Here is a 16,319-nt window from a genome sequence, read left to right on the forward strand (position 1 = left end):
CTTAAAGTTTACTCAAATGTATCATTTTAAAATAAAATTTCTTCATTCAACCCAACACTTTTATACATAAAAAAACGGGATCATAATTTCTGATCCCGGTATAATATTCAGTATATTGAATTTCTTATTTAGATTTTCCAGCAGGTTTTGCAGGCGTTGCTGTAGCTCCTAATTTGGTTTTTACCAGAGCTGTGATATCTTCACTTCCATCTGTGTAAACTAAATTATTAGATTCATGGAATGATGTATCGAAGATAAAATTCAATCCTCTTTCTTTAGCAACAGCAGAAATAACGCTCTTTACCTTTTGTTGTAAAGGAGTGTACAATTCACTTTGCTTAGCTGAAATATCTTTAGCAGCCTGTGCTCTTGAATCTTCTATTTTTTTACCTAAAGTCTGCAACTCTGTTTGTGCTGCCATCAGTTCTTTAGTCACAGCTTCTTTGTTGGCTTCACTAAGAGTCTTTTCTTTAGCCTGTGCTGCTTTCAATTTAGTCTGATAATCACCGATCATTTTTTCAATTTCAGCCTGCTTAGACTTAGTCAGATTATCAATAGTAGTTCCTATAGTGGTTACTTCAGATAAACTTGCAAAAATATCCTCTGTGTTTACACTTCCAACCTTCTGTTGAGCATTTGCAGCATTTGCAGTAAGCGTTAATCCTAATGTAATAAAAAGTACTTTAATTAAATTCATTTTTAATAATATTTTTTCAGCCCCAAATATAATTCAAATTTCAATTACTTATCATGTCGCATTTATTTCTTTACTATTTTGAAATATACATATTGTAAAAACAGTTTCAAAGCCCTTTAAACAAAAGAAAAACCTTCCCACAAACGAGAAGGTTTAACATCAAAAAAATATGGAAAAACGACTAATGGAATTGTGCCGTTTCTGTAGAATCTTTCATCGCTACAGTAGCTGAAGAGCCGTTGGTCACAATATTCTGTACTTCATCAAAATATCCTGTTCCTACAAAAGACTGATGTTTCACTGCTCTGAATCCTTTGTGCTGTAATGCAAACTCACGCTCCTGAAGTTCTGAGTATCCTGCCATTCCTCTTTCTTTATAAGCTAGTGCCAATTCAAACATAGCGGTGTTCAAGGCATGGAATCCTGCAAGGGTAATAAACTGAAATTTGTATCCCATTTTAGCCAACTCTTCACGGAAAGTAGACATTTCTTCCACACTCAGTTTTGCTGCCCAATTGAATGAAGGTGAACAGTTATAAGCCAGCATTTTTCCCGGGAATTTCGCATGAATTCCTTCTGCAAACCTTTTGGCTTGTTCCAGGTCGGGATTTGAAGTTTCCATCCAGATAAGATCTGCATAGGGAGCATAAGACAGTCCTCTGTCGATGCCTTGTTCTACTCCATTTCTTACCACGTAAAATCCTTCGGAAGTTCTTTCTCCTGTAACGAATTTCTTATCTCTGTCATCAATATCGGAGGTCAGTAAATCTGCTGCATCCGCATCTGTTCTTGCTATAATAAGACTCGGAACTCCAAGTACATCAGCAGCCAGACGTGCCGCAATCAGTTTATTGACTGCTTCCTGTGTAGGCACCAATACTTTTCCTCCTAAGTGTCCACATTTTTTGGCCGAAGAAAGCTGATCTTCAAAATGTACACCAGCTGCTCCTGCTTCAATCATCTGTTTCATCAGCTCAAAAGCATTCAGATTGCCTCCAAAACCAGCTTCGGCGTCGGCAATGATAGGCACAAGATATTCTTTATTTCCTGATCCGCTTACCGACTGCACCTGATCTGCTCTCAATAAAGCATTATTAATTTTCTTTACCACTGAAGGTACTGAATTGGCTGGATACAATGACTGATCAGGATACATTTCCCCAGATAGATTGGCGTCTGCAGCCACCTGCCATCCTGAAAGGTATATTGCTTCCAGACCTGCATCTACTTCCTGCACTGCCTGATTACCCGTTAATGCACCAAGCCCTGCCACATAATCCTGAGTATTCAATTTATCCCAGAATTTTTTGGACATTTCTGTCGCAATAGTGTAGTCAATAGTATAAGAACCGCGAAGTTTAAGAACTTCTTCTGCCGTATAAGGTCTTTTTACACCGTGCCAACGTGGATTTGTCAGCCAATCTTGCTCTATAGCCTGAATTTGTTCTTGTCTTGTTTTCATAATATTTGGATTTTGTTTGATTAGATTTAAGGGTTCGAGATACGGGATTCGGGGTACAAGGTTTCGAGATATGATTCTCAAACTTTCGGACACTCCTATTCTCTCACTCTCAAACTATATAAAAGGATATGCTTTAAGGGTTAGAAATTCTTCAAACTTTTCACAGAAAATCAATTCATTGAAAAGTTCTTTGGCAAGGTTGAATTTTCCGTTTTGGAAACGGATTTCTCCTACATACTTTTCAATATTGTCCATTTCCTCTTTTTCCCACTGTAATACCATACTTCGGGTTAATGTTCTATCGTCACTCAGGACCGCTTCGTTTTTCAGCCATTGCCAGATTTGTGTTCTTGAAATCTCAGCAGTAGCTGCATCTTCCATGAGATTATAAATGGCGGCTGCGCCAGTTCCCATCAGCCAGCTTTCCAGATAAAGAATTCCTACATTGATATTTTTTCGGATTCCTTTTTCGGTAATATCACCTTTAGGAATTTCCAGCAACTGGCTTTCTGTTATATGGTATTCGAATTTTTTATCGATCTGATTTTTGGAAGGCATATACTGGTCAAAAACTTCTTTTGCTACAGGTACCAAGGCCGGATGTGCAACCCAAGTTCCGTCATGACCATTTTTCACTTCTCTTTCTTTATCATTTTTTACTTTTTCAAAAGCAATACGATTAGCTTCATCATCGTCTTTTACAGGGATCTGGGCTGCCATTCCACCGATTGCATGGACATTTCGTTTATGACAGATTTCGATCACTCTTTTTGAATAGGCACTCATAAAAGGAGAGGTCATAGTCACCTGATCTCTGTCCGGAACTATAAATTCGCTAAGGTTTCTGAATTTTTTAATGTAGGAGAAAATATAATCCCATCTTCCGCAATTCAATCCTGCGCTATGTTCTTTTAATTCAAATAAAATTTCATCAATCTGAAATGAAGCAGTAATGGTTTCTATTAAAACAGTAGCTTTAATAGTTCCCTTCGGAATTCCGAGATAGTTTTGGGCGAAAATAAAAACTTCATTCCACCATCGGGCTTCTTTATAGTGTTCTAATTTTGGAAGGTAAAAATAAGGGCCACTTCCGTTTTCCAAAAGTTGTTTTGCGTTTCTGAAAAAATAAATTCCAAAATCAGTCAGCGATCCGGATGCTTTTTCTCCGTTGATTTCAATATTTTTCTCCGGAAGATGAAGCCCTCTTGGACGAACCTGTAAAACAGCCGTTTTTTCATTAAGGGTGTAAGCTTTTCCTTTTTCGTTAACAAAATCTATCTTTCGGTTAATAGCATCAGAAAGATTAATCTGTCCCTGGATACAGTTCTCCCAAACCGGTGAACTGCTGTCTTCAAAATCAGCCATAAACGTAGAAGCACCGGAATTCAAGGCATTGATAATCATTTTGCGGTCAACAGGACCGGTAATTTCTACTCTTCTATCCAACATATCTTCAGGAAGCGGAGCACATACCCAATTTCCGTTCCGAATGTCTGCTGTTTCTTTTAAAAACTCAGGAAGATTTCCTTTATCAAAATTTTGCTGAGTAATTTTTCTTTCTTCTAAAAGTTCAAGTCTTTTATCATTAAAGTGCTGATGAAGCGAAATCAGAAAATCTGCCAAATCAGGAGTAAATACTTCCTCAAACTGCTTCTGTGACTTTATTTCTAATTGAGTCTTTGTTTCCATAACTTATTGATTTTGTGATTTGATGTTACAAACATAAATAAAAATTTTCACAAACAGCGAACGTTCGCTAAATTTATTTAAAAAATTATTATGCGAATAATCGCATCTAATTATTTATATTTGAGTAATGAATTCAGAAAGCGACTTTATCAAAACAGTTTTCGGGCTAAAACTGAAACAGCAGAGACAAAAGAAAAACTGGTCTCTGCAGGACCTTGCTGTAAAGACAGGATTATCAAAATCTTACCTCAACGAAATTGAGAATGGAAAGAAGTATCCCAAACACGATAAAATTATTCAGCTTTCTGAAGCACTCAGCTGCACTTTCGATGATCTTGTTTCTACCAAGCTAGATAAAAGTCTGGCCCCATTCAACGAAATTCTTCAGTCTGATTTCTTCAAAGAAGTCCCACTAGAGCTGTTTGGAATCAATAAGAACAACCTAATCAGTATTATTAGTGATGCTCCTAAAAAAGTAACGGCTTTTATCAATGCACTGATCGAAATTTCTCAGAATTACAATCTTGGTAAGGAAAGATTTTATTTTGCCGTCTTAAGGTCATTTCAGGAATTATATGATAACTATTTTCCGGAAATTGAAGAAAAGGTTGATCTGTTTACCCGGGAAAATCAGTTACAACCCGGAAAAGATCTAAAGTCTGACATTCTGGAGGCAATTCTTGCAGAAAAATTCAGTTACACCATTCAGTCTGAAGATTTTGAAAAATATGGAACTCTGGATAATCTCCGCTCTCTTTTCATTCCTGAGAAAAAACTTTTACTTCTGAATCAAAAACTGGAAAAGGATCAGAAAACATTCATTCTGGCTAAAGAAATCGGCTTCAATGTACTGGAATTAAAAAACCGTCCCAATACATATTCTTGGCTTGATTTCGGAAGCTTTGAAGAAATTCTGAATAACTTTTACGCGTCTTATTTCGCAGGTGCATTGCTCATTTCAAAAGAACCTGTCATTGAAAAAACCGCAGAATTTTTCCAGCAAAATACATGGGAACCTAAAAATTTTGAGAGTCTTATCAGCAGTTTCACCCACTCGCCTGAAACATTTTATTACCGGCTGACCAACATCCTCTCGGCTGAAATGGGAATTAAAGATCTGTTCTATCTATGTCTGGTAAAAAAGAAAAATTCGGATAAGATTCAGATTTTAAAGGAGCTTCATCTTAATCACCAGCAGGCTCCTCATGCCAATGCAATGAACGAGCATTACTGTAGAAGATGGATTGCGGTAAAAAACCTTGGTGATTTAAAAGAAAATGAAACCCTTACGGATGCTCAGGTTTCTCACTATAAGGATCAGGGAATAAGCTATCTTGTGATTTCTACTTCACAAAAAAATCCCTTCTCAGATGGAAGCAACAGAAGTTATTGCCTGGGGATTCTCTTGAATTCTCAAACAATAAAGAAAATAGGGTTTATCAAATCTCCTTCTTTAAAAACCATCAATGTAGGAGTCACCTGCGAATCCTGCAGTATTGCAGATTGTAAAGTAAGACAGGCACCCCCTGTGAGACTGGAAAAGGAACATTTTAATATGAGTATGAAGAGCTCTGTGGAGAAGATCAGGAAGAGATTTGAGAATTAGTAAGTGAATAGTGAATCGTCAATACGCTTCGCTTGTGAATTTTATGTGGAGTGTGAGTTGTAAGTTGTAAATTGCAAGTTGTGAGTTGTGAGTTGTGAGTTGTGAGTAATGGACTTGGGTAAAATCCACAATAACTTATTTTCATCTTAAACGCAGAGATCACAAAGTTTTCTATTATAATTTTAGAATATTTTGCTCGCCAAGACGTTACACTCAGCAACAAAAAGGCTTTTCTCTTGCTAAATGAAATGCCCTTGAGAACAATACAAAATAACAAACTTTGTGAACATTAGCGTTAATAATAATTCAACATTGGCTTTGCAAAGCAAAATTTGACAATTATTTTCTATCTTAGTAAAAACACACTATGATATTAGATGTATTGTTTCCCAACCGCTGCATCCACTGCAACACAATCATTGATCCAGAACTATTGGTTTGTGGCCTTTGTTTCAGCCAGATTCATTTTACCCATTACAATTATTTTGAAAATAATCCAGTCAAGGAAAAATGCAGTTTATTTTTTCCGGTTGAAAATGCGTTTTCTTTAATTCAGTTTGAAGAGGAAAGTTTAAGCCGGCAGATTATCCATGAACTGAAATACAGAAGCAGGGAAAGAATAGGAAAGATTCTAGCAGAGTGGATGATAGATCGTTTGGATTTTAGAGATGACCATCCTGATCTTTTAGTAACTGTACCACTCCATCCAAAGAAATTAAGAGAACAGGGATATAATCAGCTTCATTTATTCACAGAAACATTATCAGAATTTTATGATATTCCGTTTGATCATGAATTAGTCAAAAGAAATCATTATTCCAAAGCTCAGGCTTTAAAAGACAAAAAACACAGGCTGAAGACCACTAATACATTTTCAGTTACCCAACCTGTTTCTGGAAAGCATATCCTCCTGATTGATGATGTTTTTACCACAGGAAATACTGTTTCATCAGTTGCGTGGGAGATTTTAAATGCTGGTGACAATAAAGTAAGTGTATTGGTGATGGCTGTGGATATTTGAGGCGGAAGACGAGGTGTGGAGATCATCTTCAAAAATATTATCAGGTAAAAACCCACTCAAACTCTCCCATTCTCAAGCACTCTTACTCTATATACCACCCATTTTCACCATTCAATTCTTTTTCCTAATTTTCCGGAAACTATACAACTATGCCAAATCTGCTTTTACTGCACGGAGCCTTAGGTCACAGCGACATTTTTAAACCTTATCTAAATACACTGTCCCAATATTTCACGGTACACACCCCTTTATTTTCAGGACACGGAGATCAGGAACTCCCTGCTGGTGGCATCAATATTGAAAAATATACTCAGGAATTATCTGAATATTGTAAGGTGAACAATTTGACTGAAGTATCAATTTTCGGACATAGTATGGGTGGTTATGTAGCGCTTTGTTATGCCATGGAAAACCCTGAAAATGTAAATTCTATTATAACATTGGGAACAAAGTTCGATTGGACTGAGGAACAGGCTTTAAAAGAAAGTAAAATGCTTAATCCTGATATTATTCTTGAAAAAATTCCGCAGTATGCTCAGCTTTTAGAATCACAACACGGAACAAAATGGAAACAACTTCTTCCGGCTATTGCTGATCTAATGGTTGATTTAGGTAAAAATCCTCCTTTGGAAAATAATTTTGCCACGATTACTACTCCAACTCAAATTATGGTGGGAGATAAAGATAATATGGTCACTATTGAAGAGAGTATGAGAGTGTACAGAAGCCTTCCAAACGCAAAACTGGCCGTACTTCCGGACACAAAGCATCCTATGGATAAAGTACGACCTGATTTATTATTGAATTTAATAAAAGATTTCTGGAATCTTTATTAAATTATCTCTGAAGTTTTTCTCCGTAGCTCAAGTCTCCGGCATCTCCTAATCCTGGAGTGATATATCCTTTTGAAGTCAAATGTTCATCAATGGCTCCTACCCAGATGTGCGCTTCAGGATAAGCGTTCTGAACTGTTTCAACTCCTTGTTTTGAAGCAATGGCTGCTACGATGTGAAGCTGGGTTGGATTTCCGTTGGTAAGCAAATCCTTGATCGCTTCAATTAAAGAAGCTCCTGTTGCCAACATAGGATCTGCTACGATCAAAGGTCTGCCTTCGATACTAGGACAGGTAAGATAATCCTGTTTGATTGAGAAATAATCGTTAGCATCGTGTTTTCTGTATGCTGCTACAAAACCACAGTCTGCTCTGTCTAAATAGTTAAGAATTCCTTCGAATAATGGAACTCCTGCTCTTAAAATGGTTGTAATAACCGGCTGTACGGCAATTTCTCTGCTTTTTATTGTATCTAAAGGAGTTTGAATTTCAACTTCTCTATACTCCAGTCCTTTACTGATTTCAAAAGCGGCAATCTCCCCGATTCTTTCCATATTCCTTCTGAATCTCATTCGGTCGTGCTGGATCGTAACGTTTCTAAGTTCGTTAATCCATTCGTTGACCAGAGAAAAGTGTTGCGATAAAATAGTAAGCATGAAAATTTTTATTTTTAATTTCAGATATTAATTGCTGCAAAATTACAACTAAAAAACGAATTGAAAGATTGCACTTAAGGAGAAGTCCGTTCTGATGGTATAAAAAACTCCGGCAAGCTTCGCTTGCCGGAGTTTTCGTGAACATAAGTTCTTATTATTTTTGTCTGAAATACACTTCAATCGGAACTCCGGTAAATCCGAATTCTTTTCTCAGCTGATTTTCAGTAAATCTTTTATACGGTTCTTTCACATACTGTGGAAGGTTGCAGAAAAACACAAACTGTGGTGACGGTGTAGGAAGCTGAACACAGTATTTGATTTTGATATATTTTCCTTTCAATGCCGGCGGCGGTGTATTTTCGAAGATCGGAAGCATTACTTCATTCAGTTTTGAAGTTTTAATTTTCTTCTTACGGTCTTCATAAACCTGCATAGCTACTTCTACAGCTTTTAAAATTCTTTGTTTCGTTAACGCTGAAACAAATAAGATTGGAATATCCTGGAACTGACCGATTTTATCTTTGATTGATTTTTCAAAATCACGCATCGTATTGGTCTGCTTGTCTTCGATCAAATCCCACTTATTCACAAGGATTACAATTCCTTTTCTGTTTTTCTGAGCTAAACCGAAGATATTCATATCCTGAGATTCCCAACCCTGTGTAGCATCCACCATGATGATCACAACGTCAGAATATTCAATAGAACGGATCGATCTCATTACAGAGTAGAATTCAAGATCTTCGTTTACCTTAGACTTTCTTCTCATCCCCGCAGTATCTACCAAAACAAATTCGTGTCCGAATTTGTTATATAAAGTCTGGATACTGTCTCTCGTAGTTCCTGCGATATCGGTTACAATATTTCTTTCAACATCCAATAAAGCATTGGTCATCGTGGACTTTCCTACGTTTGGACGCCCAGCAATCGTAATTTTAGGCAATCCTTCAAATGGATCTTTATATTCTGTAGTAGGGAAATCTTTAACGATATCATCTAACAAATCCCCTGTTCCTGAACCTGTGGCAGAGGAAAGTGTGTAATATTTATCAATTCCTAACTGATAGAATTCTGTTGCAGGAAGTTCTTCCTTGGAAGAATCTACTTTATTGATAACAATATAAATAGGTTTGTTGGATCTTCTGAGAAGTCTGTAAATTTCGTGGTCTGTATCAGTAAGCCCTTCTTCTACGTTCATCATAAAGATAATAGAAGTGGCTTCATCTACCGCTAATTGTACCTGTTTACGGATTTCCTCTTCGAAGATATCATCTGTACCTACATCATAACCTCCGGTATCAATTACGGTAAAGTCTACTCCGTTCCAGTCTGATTTTCCATAGTGACGGTCTCTGGTAACACCAGCTGTAGAATCTACAATAGCTTCTCTTCTTTCTAATAAACGGTTAAAAAGCGTGGATTTTCCTACGTTGGGACGTCCAACGATTGCGACAATATTTGACATAAAAAATGTTTAATAATCCTTTTACTTTGCTCAAGGATATGTTATTAATGGGTTACTCCAACTTTTGGAGCCCAATTTTTTGCAAAGATAGGGTTTTATTATTTAACAGATGGAAGCTGGGAAAAAGAGGCGAGATGTATTATCTATCTGATAAATTAACGTTAACCTTACTCTTCCCAATGAACAGATAATATCCACAATTCTCCTATTTACCAGGAGAAGCAGATTTTTTTTGAAATTTTTATTGAAAAATAATTATTTGGATATCAATAAGTAAAGCGTTTTGCATCCTTATTATGTTAATTAATCTTTAATTTAGATTTTCATATTTAAAATAATTTCTATAATTTCGCGGCATAGAAACAGACCCATGGTGTAGCGGTAACACTACTGATTTTGGTTCAGTCATCTGGGGTTCGAATCCCTGTGGGTCTACAAACCATCCTTTTTTAAGGATGGTTTTTGTTTTTTGTTCCCTTTCGAAAAATAAAAAGGTAGATAGTGAATTAATCATAAAAAGGATCAAGCACAAAAGTTGTGGGCTAAGCAAAAAGTTTGGTTAATTCTAAAAAGAAAAATGTCCTATCCTTTACCCCTCTATGCTGCATTCTGAAGTTTTTGATTTTAGCATTAAAAGATTCAGCAAAAGCATCAGTGCTTCTTTGGTTAAAAAAGGCTAAGATTTCTCTATAATGATTCATTATTGTTTTTCTATAAGATAGATTCTCCATTGGTTTTATCAATCTATCCCCTTCTTTTGATATGAAGTAGAACCCGTTTTCCCCTCACTCCATCAACTTCTTCTTATTCTTCTATTATCAAAAAAGTACTCTACTAAAAATTCTGAAGCAAGAGTTTTACTAGCTCATCAGGAATATACATATTCCTAATTTAAAAACTTAACACTACATCCACAACTTTTGAGATTGATCTAAAAAATACCGTCTTATTTCGGTTAAAAATACTTGTTACTGCAACTACAGAATAGCGAGGTCAAAAAACTTTTATAACGACCGGAAAACAATGAAATTTGCACTCTAAAGAATGTAAATGATCATTGAAGTCAAAAAAATATACCAAGAAAACAGCGTAGAAAAAATATAAAAGAATGGAGTTGATTTAAAATAAAATTACAAAAAAAACATTGCAAAAACATATGTTTTTTAAGCTGTAACCATATTAATAATTCACTAATTGACAGTACGATAAAAGAGGCAAAAAATCAACAACTGTTCAAAAAACACAATTCTATTTAACTACATTAAGTCTGTCAAGAACAGACTCTCCCTCAAATTATCAATCTTATAAAAACTAATTATCAATAATAATGAAAGTACCATTAAAAACAATATTTAGCTGGTTTGAAAAGGGTGATATTCCCACAGAACATCAGTTTCAGCAGACCTTTTCTTCATTCCGTCATTTAGATGAAAATATCAGGATGGACGAGGTAACGGGTTTAAATGAAACTTTTCAAAAAACGGTATCCAGCACAACTTTTACAAATCATCTGCAAGATGAAGGAGCACACGATTTAGTGCTCGCAAGACTTAATGCATCCAATCTTACTGCCAGAAATGTAGAAGAATGGAAAGAAAAATTAAAGATCAAACCAGCAGCCACTATAGACAATGGTGAAGAAACAGGAAATGTCTATACAAAGGAGCAAATCGAGGAAATTGTAAATATACTTCAGGCAAAAGATAATGAAATGCTTGAGCTGACTGCAAAAATCAGCGAAATACTAACCTCGAATGATAATAACTTTGATAAGCTTCAGAAAATCGTAGACTATATCAAAGAAAACAGGGAGCAGATAGAATTGCTTAAAGGTTCAGGAGCAAATTCTTCCTTTGGAGGAATTTTAAGGCCTACTGATAATATTATTATTAAGCCGGGATCAGCAAAATGGTTTTGGGCAGGGAGTGGAGTTTACGAAAATGCTTCAGGAGTTACGATTGAAAATTTCGGAATAATTTCCTTTGACGGTTTTGTTTGGTCTGTTCTGGAGGTTAATATGCCTGGAGGTGGAACAGATGGTTTTATTGATTTAACACAAGAAGATTAAAATGAGAAATACAGGAAGAATTTATTTTACAAATTATGAAAGATCAGATAAAGAAGTTGCAGATAATTTCATTTATCCCGTCATGTTTTTCATTAAAAATGAAAATGGAAAAATCATTAAACAGATTGCATATTCAGCTTTAGGAGAAAAGTCAGAAAGTGAATACGGAACTGGTGGTGGAACCGGAGGAGGAAATGGAATTGTTTTCCGCGCAAAATCTGAAATACCTGCATCGTTCGTAAGATCATTTGGAAGTGAAGTTAGAATAGTTTTTTCGTGGTCATCCATCGACAGCGTTGATGGTAGTGAGACTGGCGGAGGAACTGCGAGTATTTTAAAAGGAAACACGATCCTATTTAATAAAAATATTAATCAGGGAGCCAATGATATAGATATAACGCCATATATTTTGGCAGGAGACAATACAATAACGCTTAGTATCACAGATAGTTATGGAAATAATAGAAAATTAAAATATGATATTCAAACAATAGCACTTGCTTTAAGTACCACATACGACAAGACCACTATTAATTCGGGACCAATCATTTTTCGATATATTCCAACCGGGAATGTAGAGAAGACGATTCATTTCAAATTAAATGGATCAGATCTTCCGTCTGTAGTTACTTCAATAAATAACAAAGAGCTTCTTTATGAAATTCCTGCACAGTCGCACGGAGTTCATATTTTAGAGGTGTATATGACCGCTGATTTGTCAGGAGAGATCATTGAAAGCAATCACTTATTTACAGATATCATCAGCGTTGTTGCCGGTAATTTAACGCCTTTGGTTTCCTCAGCAAATAATGTTGTTGCTAATCAATATGCTCCAGCTTCGATTGAATATCTGGTGTATTCACCATCGTCAAATTATAGCGATGTTGAGATTTTAGTGGATGGAGTGAAGGTTTCTGAATTACTTGTAAATAGAAGTTTGCAGAAGTTCACCTATTCATTTGCGGACTCAGGTGCACACACTGTAACTTTTAAATGTGGAAATGTCACGAAAAATACTTCAGTAGTTGTAACTGCCTTCGATATTCAAGTTGAAGCCGAAACGTTAGGCTTGGAATTATTTTTAAGCAGTAGAAACAGAAGCAATTCAGAGATTAACAAAAACGAGTGGAAATACAAAAACCTGTCATGTACTCTTACTGATTTTGATTTCAGCACCAATGGGTGGATTCAAGATTCAAAGGGTTCTGTGGCGCTTAAAGTGAGCGGAAATGCAAGGGTTGAGATTCCTTTCAAGATTTTTGAAAATGATTTTAAAACAGGTGGTAAAACATTAGAATTTGAATTTTCAACTTCAGATATAAAAAACAGTGACAGTACTATTTTTTCTTGTAAAAATGGAAATGTTGGATTTGTTGCTACCTCAAATTCGTTTTCGTTCAGTTCTGAGCAGGACGGCACGTCCATATTTTTTAAAGAAGATGAAAGGATTCGCGTAAGTGTAGTCGTTACAAAGGTTGCAGATCAAAGATTGGTATTTGTGTATATCAATGGAATTATATCTTCACTATATCAGTATAATTCACTAGACAGCTTTTTACAACAAGCTCCTCAAAACATTACCATCGGAAGCAGTGATTGTAATATTAATCTATATAATATTCGGGTCTATAATAATAACCTAAACGCCGATCAGATGTTGTCGAATTACATCGCTGACATGGATAACCTGGTTGAAAAAGTCAACATTTACGAGAGAAATAAATTGTACGATGCATTCGGAAATTTGTCCTACGATAAATGTTTACAATCAATTCCATGCTTAACCATTGTTGGAGATTTGCCAACTTATAAAGGCGATAAAAAAACAATTGTTGGAGAGTATGAAAATGCTCAGGATCCTACAAAATCGTTTTCTTATGTAAATGCGAGCATTGATGTTCAGGGTACATCATCACAATATTATCCCCGAAAAAACTTTAAAATCAAATTTAATGGAGGTTTTAAAAATGGTGAAATAAATTCTTCAAAATACAAGCTTCGTGACAATTCATTGGCGGAAAAGACATTTACTTTTAAAGCTGACTTCATGGAATCTTCAGGTTCTCACAACATTGGTTTGGCGAGGCTTGCACAAGATTCTTTAAATCAATTGGGTTATTTGGTTCCACCACAATTAATTGATCCTAATATCCGTACTACGATGGACGGGTTTCCAATGCTTATATTTCACAGAGCAACACCAGATTCGGAGCGTATTTTCTTAGGGAAATATAATTTTAACAATGACAAGTCAAATGAAGCAACAACGGGTTTTACAGGTGGTCAGGAATGTTGGGAATTTTTAAACAATACGTCAGATAATACATTATTTATTGCTACAGATTTTCAAAGTGTAGACGAAAATGGTAAGCATTTATGGAAAAATGATTTTGAGGGAAGATATCCGGAAAATAATGAAGATACTTCGAATCTTGAAGCTTTGCATACATGGATTGTGAGTTGCAAAAATAATCCTGTAAAATTCAAAACCGAGGCTCCAGATCATTTTAATATTCAGTTTTTACTGTTTTATTATGTCTTCACTGAGTTTTTTGCAATGGTCGATCAGCGCGCTAAAAATCAAATGTTTGCCATGTATCCAGATGCGCAGGGAAACAAACGTTGGTATCTTATTTTTTATGATAATGATACGGTTTTAGGGCTTAATAACGAAGGCCACAATGTATATGATTACTGGGTAGAGGCTCACGACCAAGTAGGAAGTGGTTTTGTCTGGAATGGCGCGCTTTCAGAGCTTTGGAAACTGGTTGAAGTGGCTTTTGATACTGAAATTACGGCTTTGTATCAGAAAATGAGAACTTCAGGAATTCTGACTTATGATAAGTGCAACACTTATTTTAACACATTAGAATCTGACAAATGGGCGGAAAGTATTTTTAATGAAGATGCGAAATATAAATATATAGACCCTTTGGTTGTTGCCGGGAATGGAAGTTATTTATACCCCGCACAAGGTTCAAGAAAATCGCACAGGAATTATTGGCTATTAAACAGATTCAGATATATGGACGGAAAGTATGATACCTCTACTTTCTCTTCTGATTATATCACAATGAGACTTTATACACCTTCGGGCACGCCTGTAGTTACTCCCAACGCTAATTTTTTACTAACTGCTCAAAAAGACGGGTATACTAAAATTAAGTTTGGTTCTTATATCAACCGTGCAAGACTTAGAAAAAATGTTGCATCCTTAGTTCAAGCTCCGGCTATTACTTTTAACGACACGGAAACTATTATCTATGGTGCATCTGCAATTAAAGATCTTGGAGATTTGTCAGGAAAGTATCTTGGTACTTTAGATGTTTCCAAAGCGACGAATTTGTCAAAATTACGAATAGGAAGTCAAATTTCCGGTTATTCAAATCAAAATTTGAGAAACTTGTTTATTGGTAATAATACAATTTTAGAAGAATTAGATATTTCAAATTGCCCAAATTTAAAACAATCAATAGATTTAACTGGTTGTACAAGTATTAAAAATATTTCCGCTGCAGGAACAGGAATAACCTCTGTATTGTTACCTAAAGGCGGGTTGCTCTTTTCTTTAATTTTGCCAAATACAGCCAATACTTTGATTTTGGATAATCAAAAATTTATTAAAAATTCTAATTTAACTTTTACTGCAAGTTCTATAACAACTCTTGTAATTAAGGATTGTCCTTTGATTAATGTTTATGATATTGCCACTTCGTTGAAAAATTTGGCTAGATTGAGAATTAACAATTTAAACGGAAGTAGTACTTCTAGTGAAAATTTTTTTCCACTTATAAATGCTAAAGGAATTGATGATTCGGGTAATACAACCCCACATTCTATCGTTGAAGGAAAATGGACTTTTACAAACATTTATGCAGAGGATAAAACTTTTATGGAAGCTAACTGGCCAGATTTTAAATTTACTTATAAAAACATTACTAATTTTATCCAAATTAGTGATTCAAGAAAAAAAGATATTTTATTAAAACTTTATGATACTGATGGTGATAAAGAATTAAGTTTTTCAGAAGCAAGATCTGTTACTGAAATACCTGCCAATACTTTTAATCCTTATGTTAATTCCGGAACACATCTTTTAGGGAATTTTGATGAATTTAGATTTTTTACAAATGTAGAGACGATTGGGGATAATGCTTTTAGTAATCAAACAATGCTAAGCATTTTCTTTCCTCCTAACGTTAAAAAAATAGGAAATAGTGCTTTTGAATTAGCCAACGCATCTGCCTTAAATGCCAATTTTGAAAAGATTGAAGAATTAGGTATTGCTCCGTTTGGTGGAATATACTTAAATATTAATCTATTTAAAAATGTTAAGATCTACCAACAATCTTCATTTATTTATATGTATCCTGTAGATGGTATCTATAATCTTCCTTATATCACTCGAATATTTGAAAATATGTTTAACATGTATATTTCCCTTACAAATCTTCCAGGTTATGTTACTAATCTTGCTGATTTTCAAGCATGCACAAGTCTTGAAAGGATAGATTTCCTTGGTTTAAGATTAAGATTAAGAACTGGTGAAAGGGAAATGAATATTATCTTTCCTGCTTCTATTAATTATATAGAAAATGGTTGTATGATTTTGAATCCACAAGATGGTCAAGATAGTGTTCAAAAAATAGTAATTAAAATTTTAGCAACAACGCCTCCTATTTTAATATCAACTAATTTATTAAATAACAACGTCTACCTTAGTAAAATTGAAATTCATGTACCCGCAGCAAGCGTTTCTGCTTATAAAACGGCAACCAACTGGAGCTATTTTGCCGCAAAAATTTATCCGATAACATAATAAT

At 35.2% G+C, this 16,319-nt stretch carries 11 protein-coding genes and 1 tRNA gene; 6 read left to right on the forward strand and 6 right to left on the reverse strand.

The window, feature by feature from the left end:
* Positions 1-124: 124 nt before the first annotated feature.
* The 3 genes from PZ898_RS10550 to aceB all read right to left on the reverse strand — a co-directional run bounded on the left by PZ898_RS10550 (position 125) and on the right by aceB (position 3,848).
* Positions 125-697, reverse strand: a complete 573-nt coding sequence (locus tag PZ898_RS10550; protein WP_120232135.1) for an OmpH family outer membrane protein — start codon at positions 695-697, stop codon at positions 125-127.
* 181 nt (positions 698-878) lie between these two features.
* The gene (aceA, locus tag PZ898_RS10555; protein WP_347176658.1) at positions 879-2,162 is read right to left on the reverse strand and encodes an isocitrate lyase; all 1,284 of its coding nucleotides are present in this window, start codon (positions 2,160-2,162) and stop codon (positions 879-881) included.
* A gap of 111 nt (positions 2,163-2,273) precedes the next feature.
* Positions 2,274-3,848 carry a malate synthase A gene (gene aceB / locus PZ898_RS10560; RefSeq protein WP_277695459.1) on the reverse strand — a complete coding sequence of 525 codons (1,575 nt, stop codon included), beginning with the start codon at positions 3,846-3,848 and terminating at the stop codon, positions 2,274-2,276.
* Between the two features lie 127 nt (positions 3,849-3,975).
* On the opposite strand from aceB, the gene PZ898_RS10565 reads away from it, so the two are divergent.
* The 3 genes from PZ898_RS10565 (at position 3,976) to PZ898_RS10575 (ending at position 7,311) form a co-directional block, all read left to right on the forward strand.
* A complete protein-coding gene (locus PZ898_RS10565) occupies positions 3,976-5,454 on the forward strand; it encodes a helix-turn-helix transcriptional regulator (RefSeq protein WP_277695460.1) in 1,479 nt (492 codons plus the stop codon).
* 367 nt (positions 5,455-5,821) lie between these two features.
* Positions 5,822-6,475, forward strand: coding sequence for a ComF family protein (locus PZ898_RS10570; RefSeq protein WP_277695461.1), 654 nt, complete (start codon positions 5,822-5,824; stop codon positions 6,473-6,475).
* A 149-nt stretch (positions 6,476-6,624) separates the two neighbouring features.
* A complete protein-coding gene (locus PZ898_RS10575) occupies positions 6,625-7,311 on the forward strand; it encodes an alpha/beta hydrolase (protein ID WP_277695462.1) in 687 nt (228 codons plus the stop codon).
* A gap of 1 nt (position 7,312) precedes the next feature.
* Here the strand turns inward: PZ898_RS10575 and upp are convergent, their stop codons facing one another.
* Both upp and der read right to left on the reverse strand, forming a co-directional pair.
* On the reverse strand, positions 7,313-7,963 hold the full coding sequence (gene upp, locus PZ898_RS10580) for a uracil phosphoribosyltransferase (protein WP_062676151.1): 651 nt from the start codon (positions 7,961-7,963) through the stop codon (positions 7,313-7,315).
* Positions 7,964-8,117: 154 nt separating this feature from the next.
* Entirely contained in the window at positions 8,118-9,428 is a 1,311-nt protein-coding gene (der, locus tag PZ898_RS10585; RefSeq protein ID WP_110008006.1) for a ribosome biogenesis GTPase Der, read from the reverse strand.
* Between the two features lie 364 nt (positions 9,429-9,792).
* On the opposite strand from der, the gene PZ898_RS10590 reads away from it, so the two are divergent.
* A tRNA-Gln gene (locus PZ898_RS10590) sits at positions 9,793-9,863 on the forward strand.
* A 107-nt stretch (positions 9,864-9,970) separates the two neighbouring features.
* Here PZ898_RS10590 and PZ898_RS10595 read toward each other — a convergent pair.
* Complete coding sequence (locus PZ898_RS10595; protein ID WP_347176656.1) at positions 9,971-10,159, reverse strand: transposase; 189 nt, start codon at positions 10,157-10,159, stop codon at positions 9,971-9,973.
* Between the two features lie 596 nt (positions 10,160-10,755).
* On the opposite strand from PZ898_RS10595, the gene PZ898_RS10600 reads away from it, so the two are divergent.
* Positions 10,756-11,496: a hypothetical protein gene (locus PZ898_RS10600; RefSeq protein WP_277695463.1), complete on the forward strand. Its 741-nt coding sequence runs from the start codon at positions 10,756-10,758 to the stop codon at positions 11,494-11,496.
* Between the two features lies 1 nt (position 11,497).
* The gene (locus PZ898_RS10605; RefSeq protein ID WP_277695464.1) at positions 11,498-16,315 is read left to right on the forward strand and encodes a leucine-rich repeat protein; all 4,818 of its coding nucleotides are present in this window, start codon (positions 11,498-11,500) and stop codon (positions 16,313-16,315) included.
* Positions 16,316-16,319: the final 4 nt, after the last annotated feature.

Source organism: Chryseobacterium sp. WX (assembly GCF_029542485.1).
GTDB lineage: Bacteria > Bacteroidota > Bacteroidia > Flavobacteriales > Weeksellaceae > Chryseobacterium > Chryseobacterium cucumeris.

Excerpts from the sequence above, each read along its gene's own strand:
- upp (WP_062676151.1), bottom strand. The coding sequence starts at position 7,963 with ATGCTTACTATTTTATCGCAACACTTTTCTCTGGTCAACGAATGGATT.
- PZ898_RS10600 (WP_277695463.1), top strand. The coding sequence starts at position 10,756 with ATGAAAGTACCATTAAAAACAATATTTAGCTGGTTTGAAAAGGGTGAT.
- PZ898_RS10605 (WP_277695464.1), top strand. The coding sequence starts at position 11,498 with ATGAGAAATACAGGAAGAATTTATTTTACAAATTATGAAAGATCAGAT.
- PZ898_RS10595 (WP_347176656.1), bottom strand. The coding sequence starts at position 10,159 with ATGGAGAATCTATCTTATAGAAAAACAATAATGAATCATTATAGAGAA.
- PZ898_RS10570 (WP_277695461.1), top strand. The coding sequence starts at position 5,822 with ATGATATTAGATGTATTGTTTCCCAACCGCTGCATCCACTGCAACACA.
- PZ898_RS10565 (WP_277695460.1), top strand. The coding sequence starts at position 3,976 with ATGAATTCAGAAAGCGACTTTATCAAAACAGTTTTCGGGCTAAAACTG.
- PZ898_RS10575 (WP_277695462.1), top strand. The coding sequence starts at position 6,625 with ATGCCAAATCTGCTTTTACTGCACGGAGCCTTAGGTCACAGCGACATT.
- der (WP_110008006.1), bottom strand. The coding sequence starts at position 9,428 with ATGTCAAATATTGTCGCAATCGTTGGACGTCCCAACGTAGGAAAATCC.
- PZ898_RS10550 (WP_120232135.1), bottom strand. The coding sequence starts at position 697 with ATGAATTTAATTAAAGTACTTTTTATTACATTAGGATTAACGCTTACT.
- aceB (WP_277695459.1), bottom strand. The coding sequence starts at position 3,848 with ATGGAAACAAAGACTCAATTAGAAATAAAGTCACAGAAGCAGTTTGAG.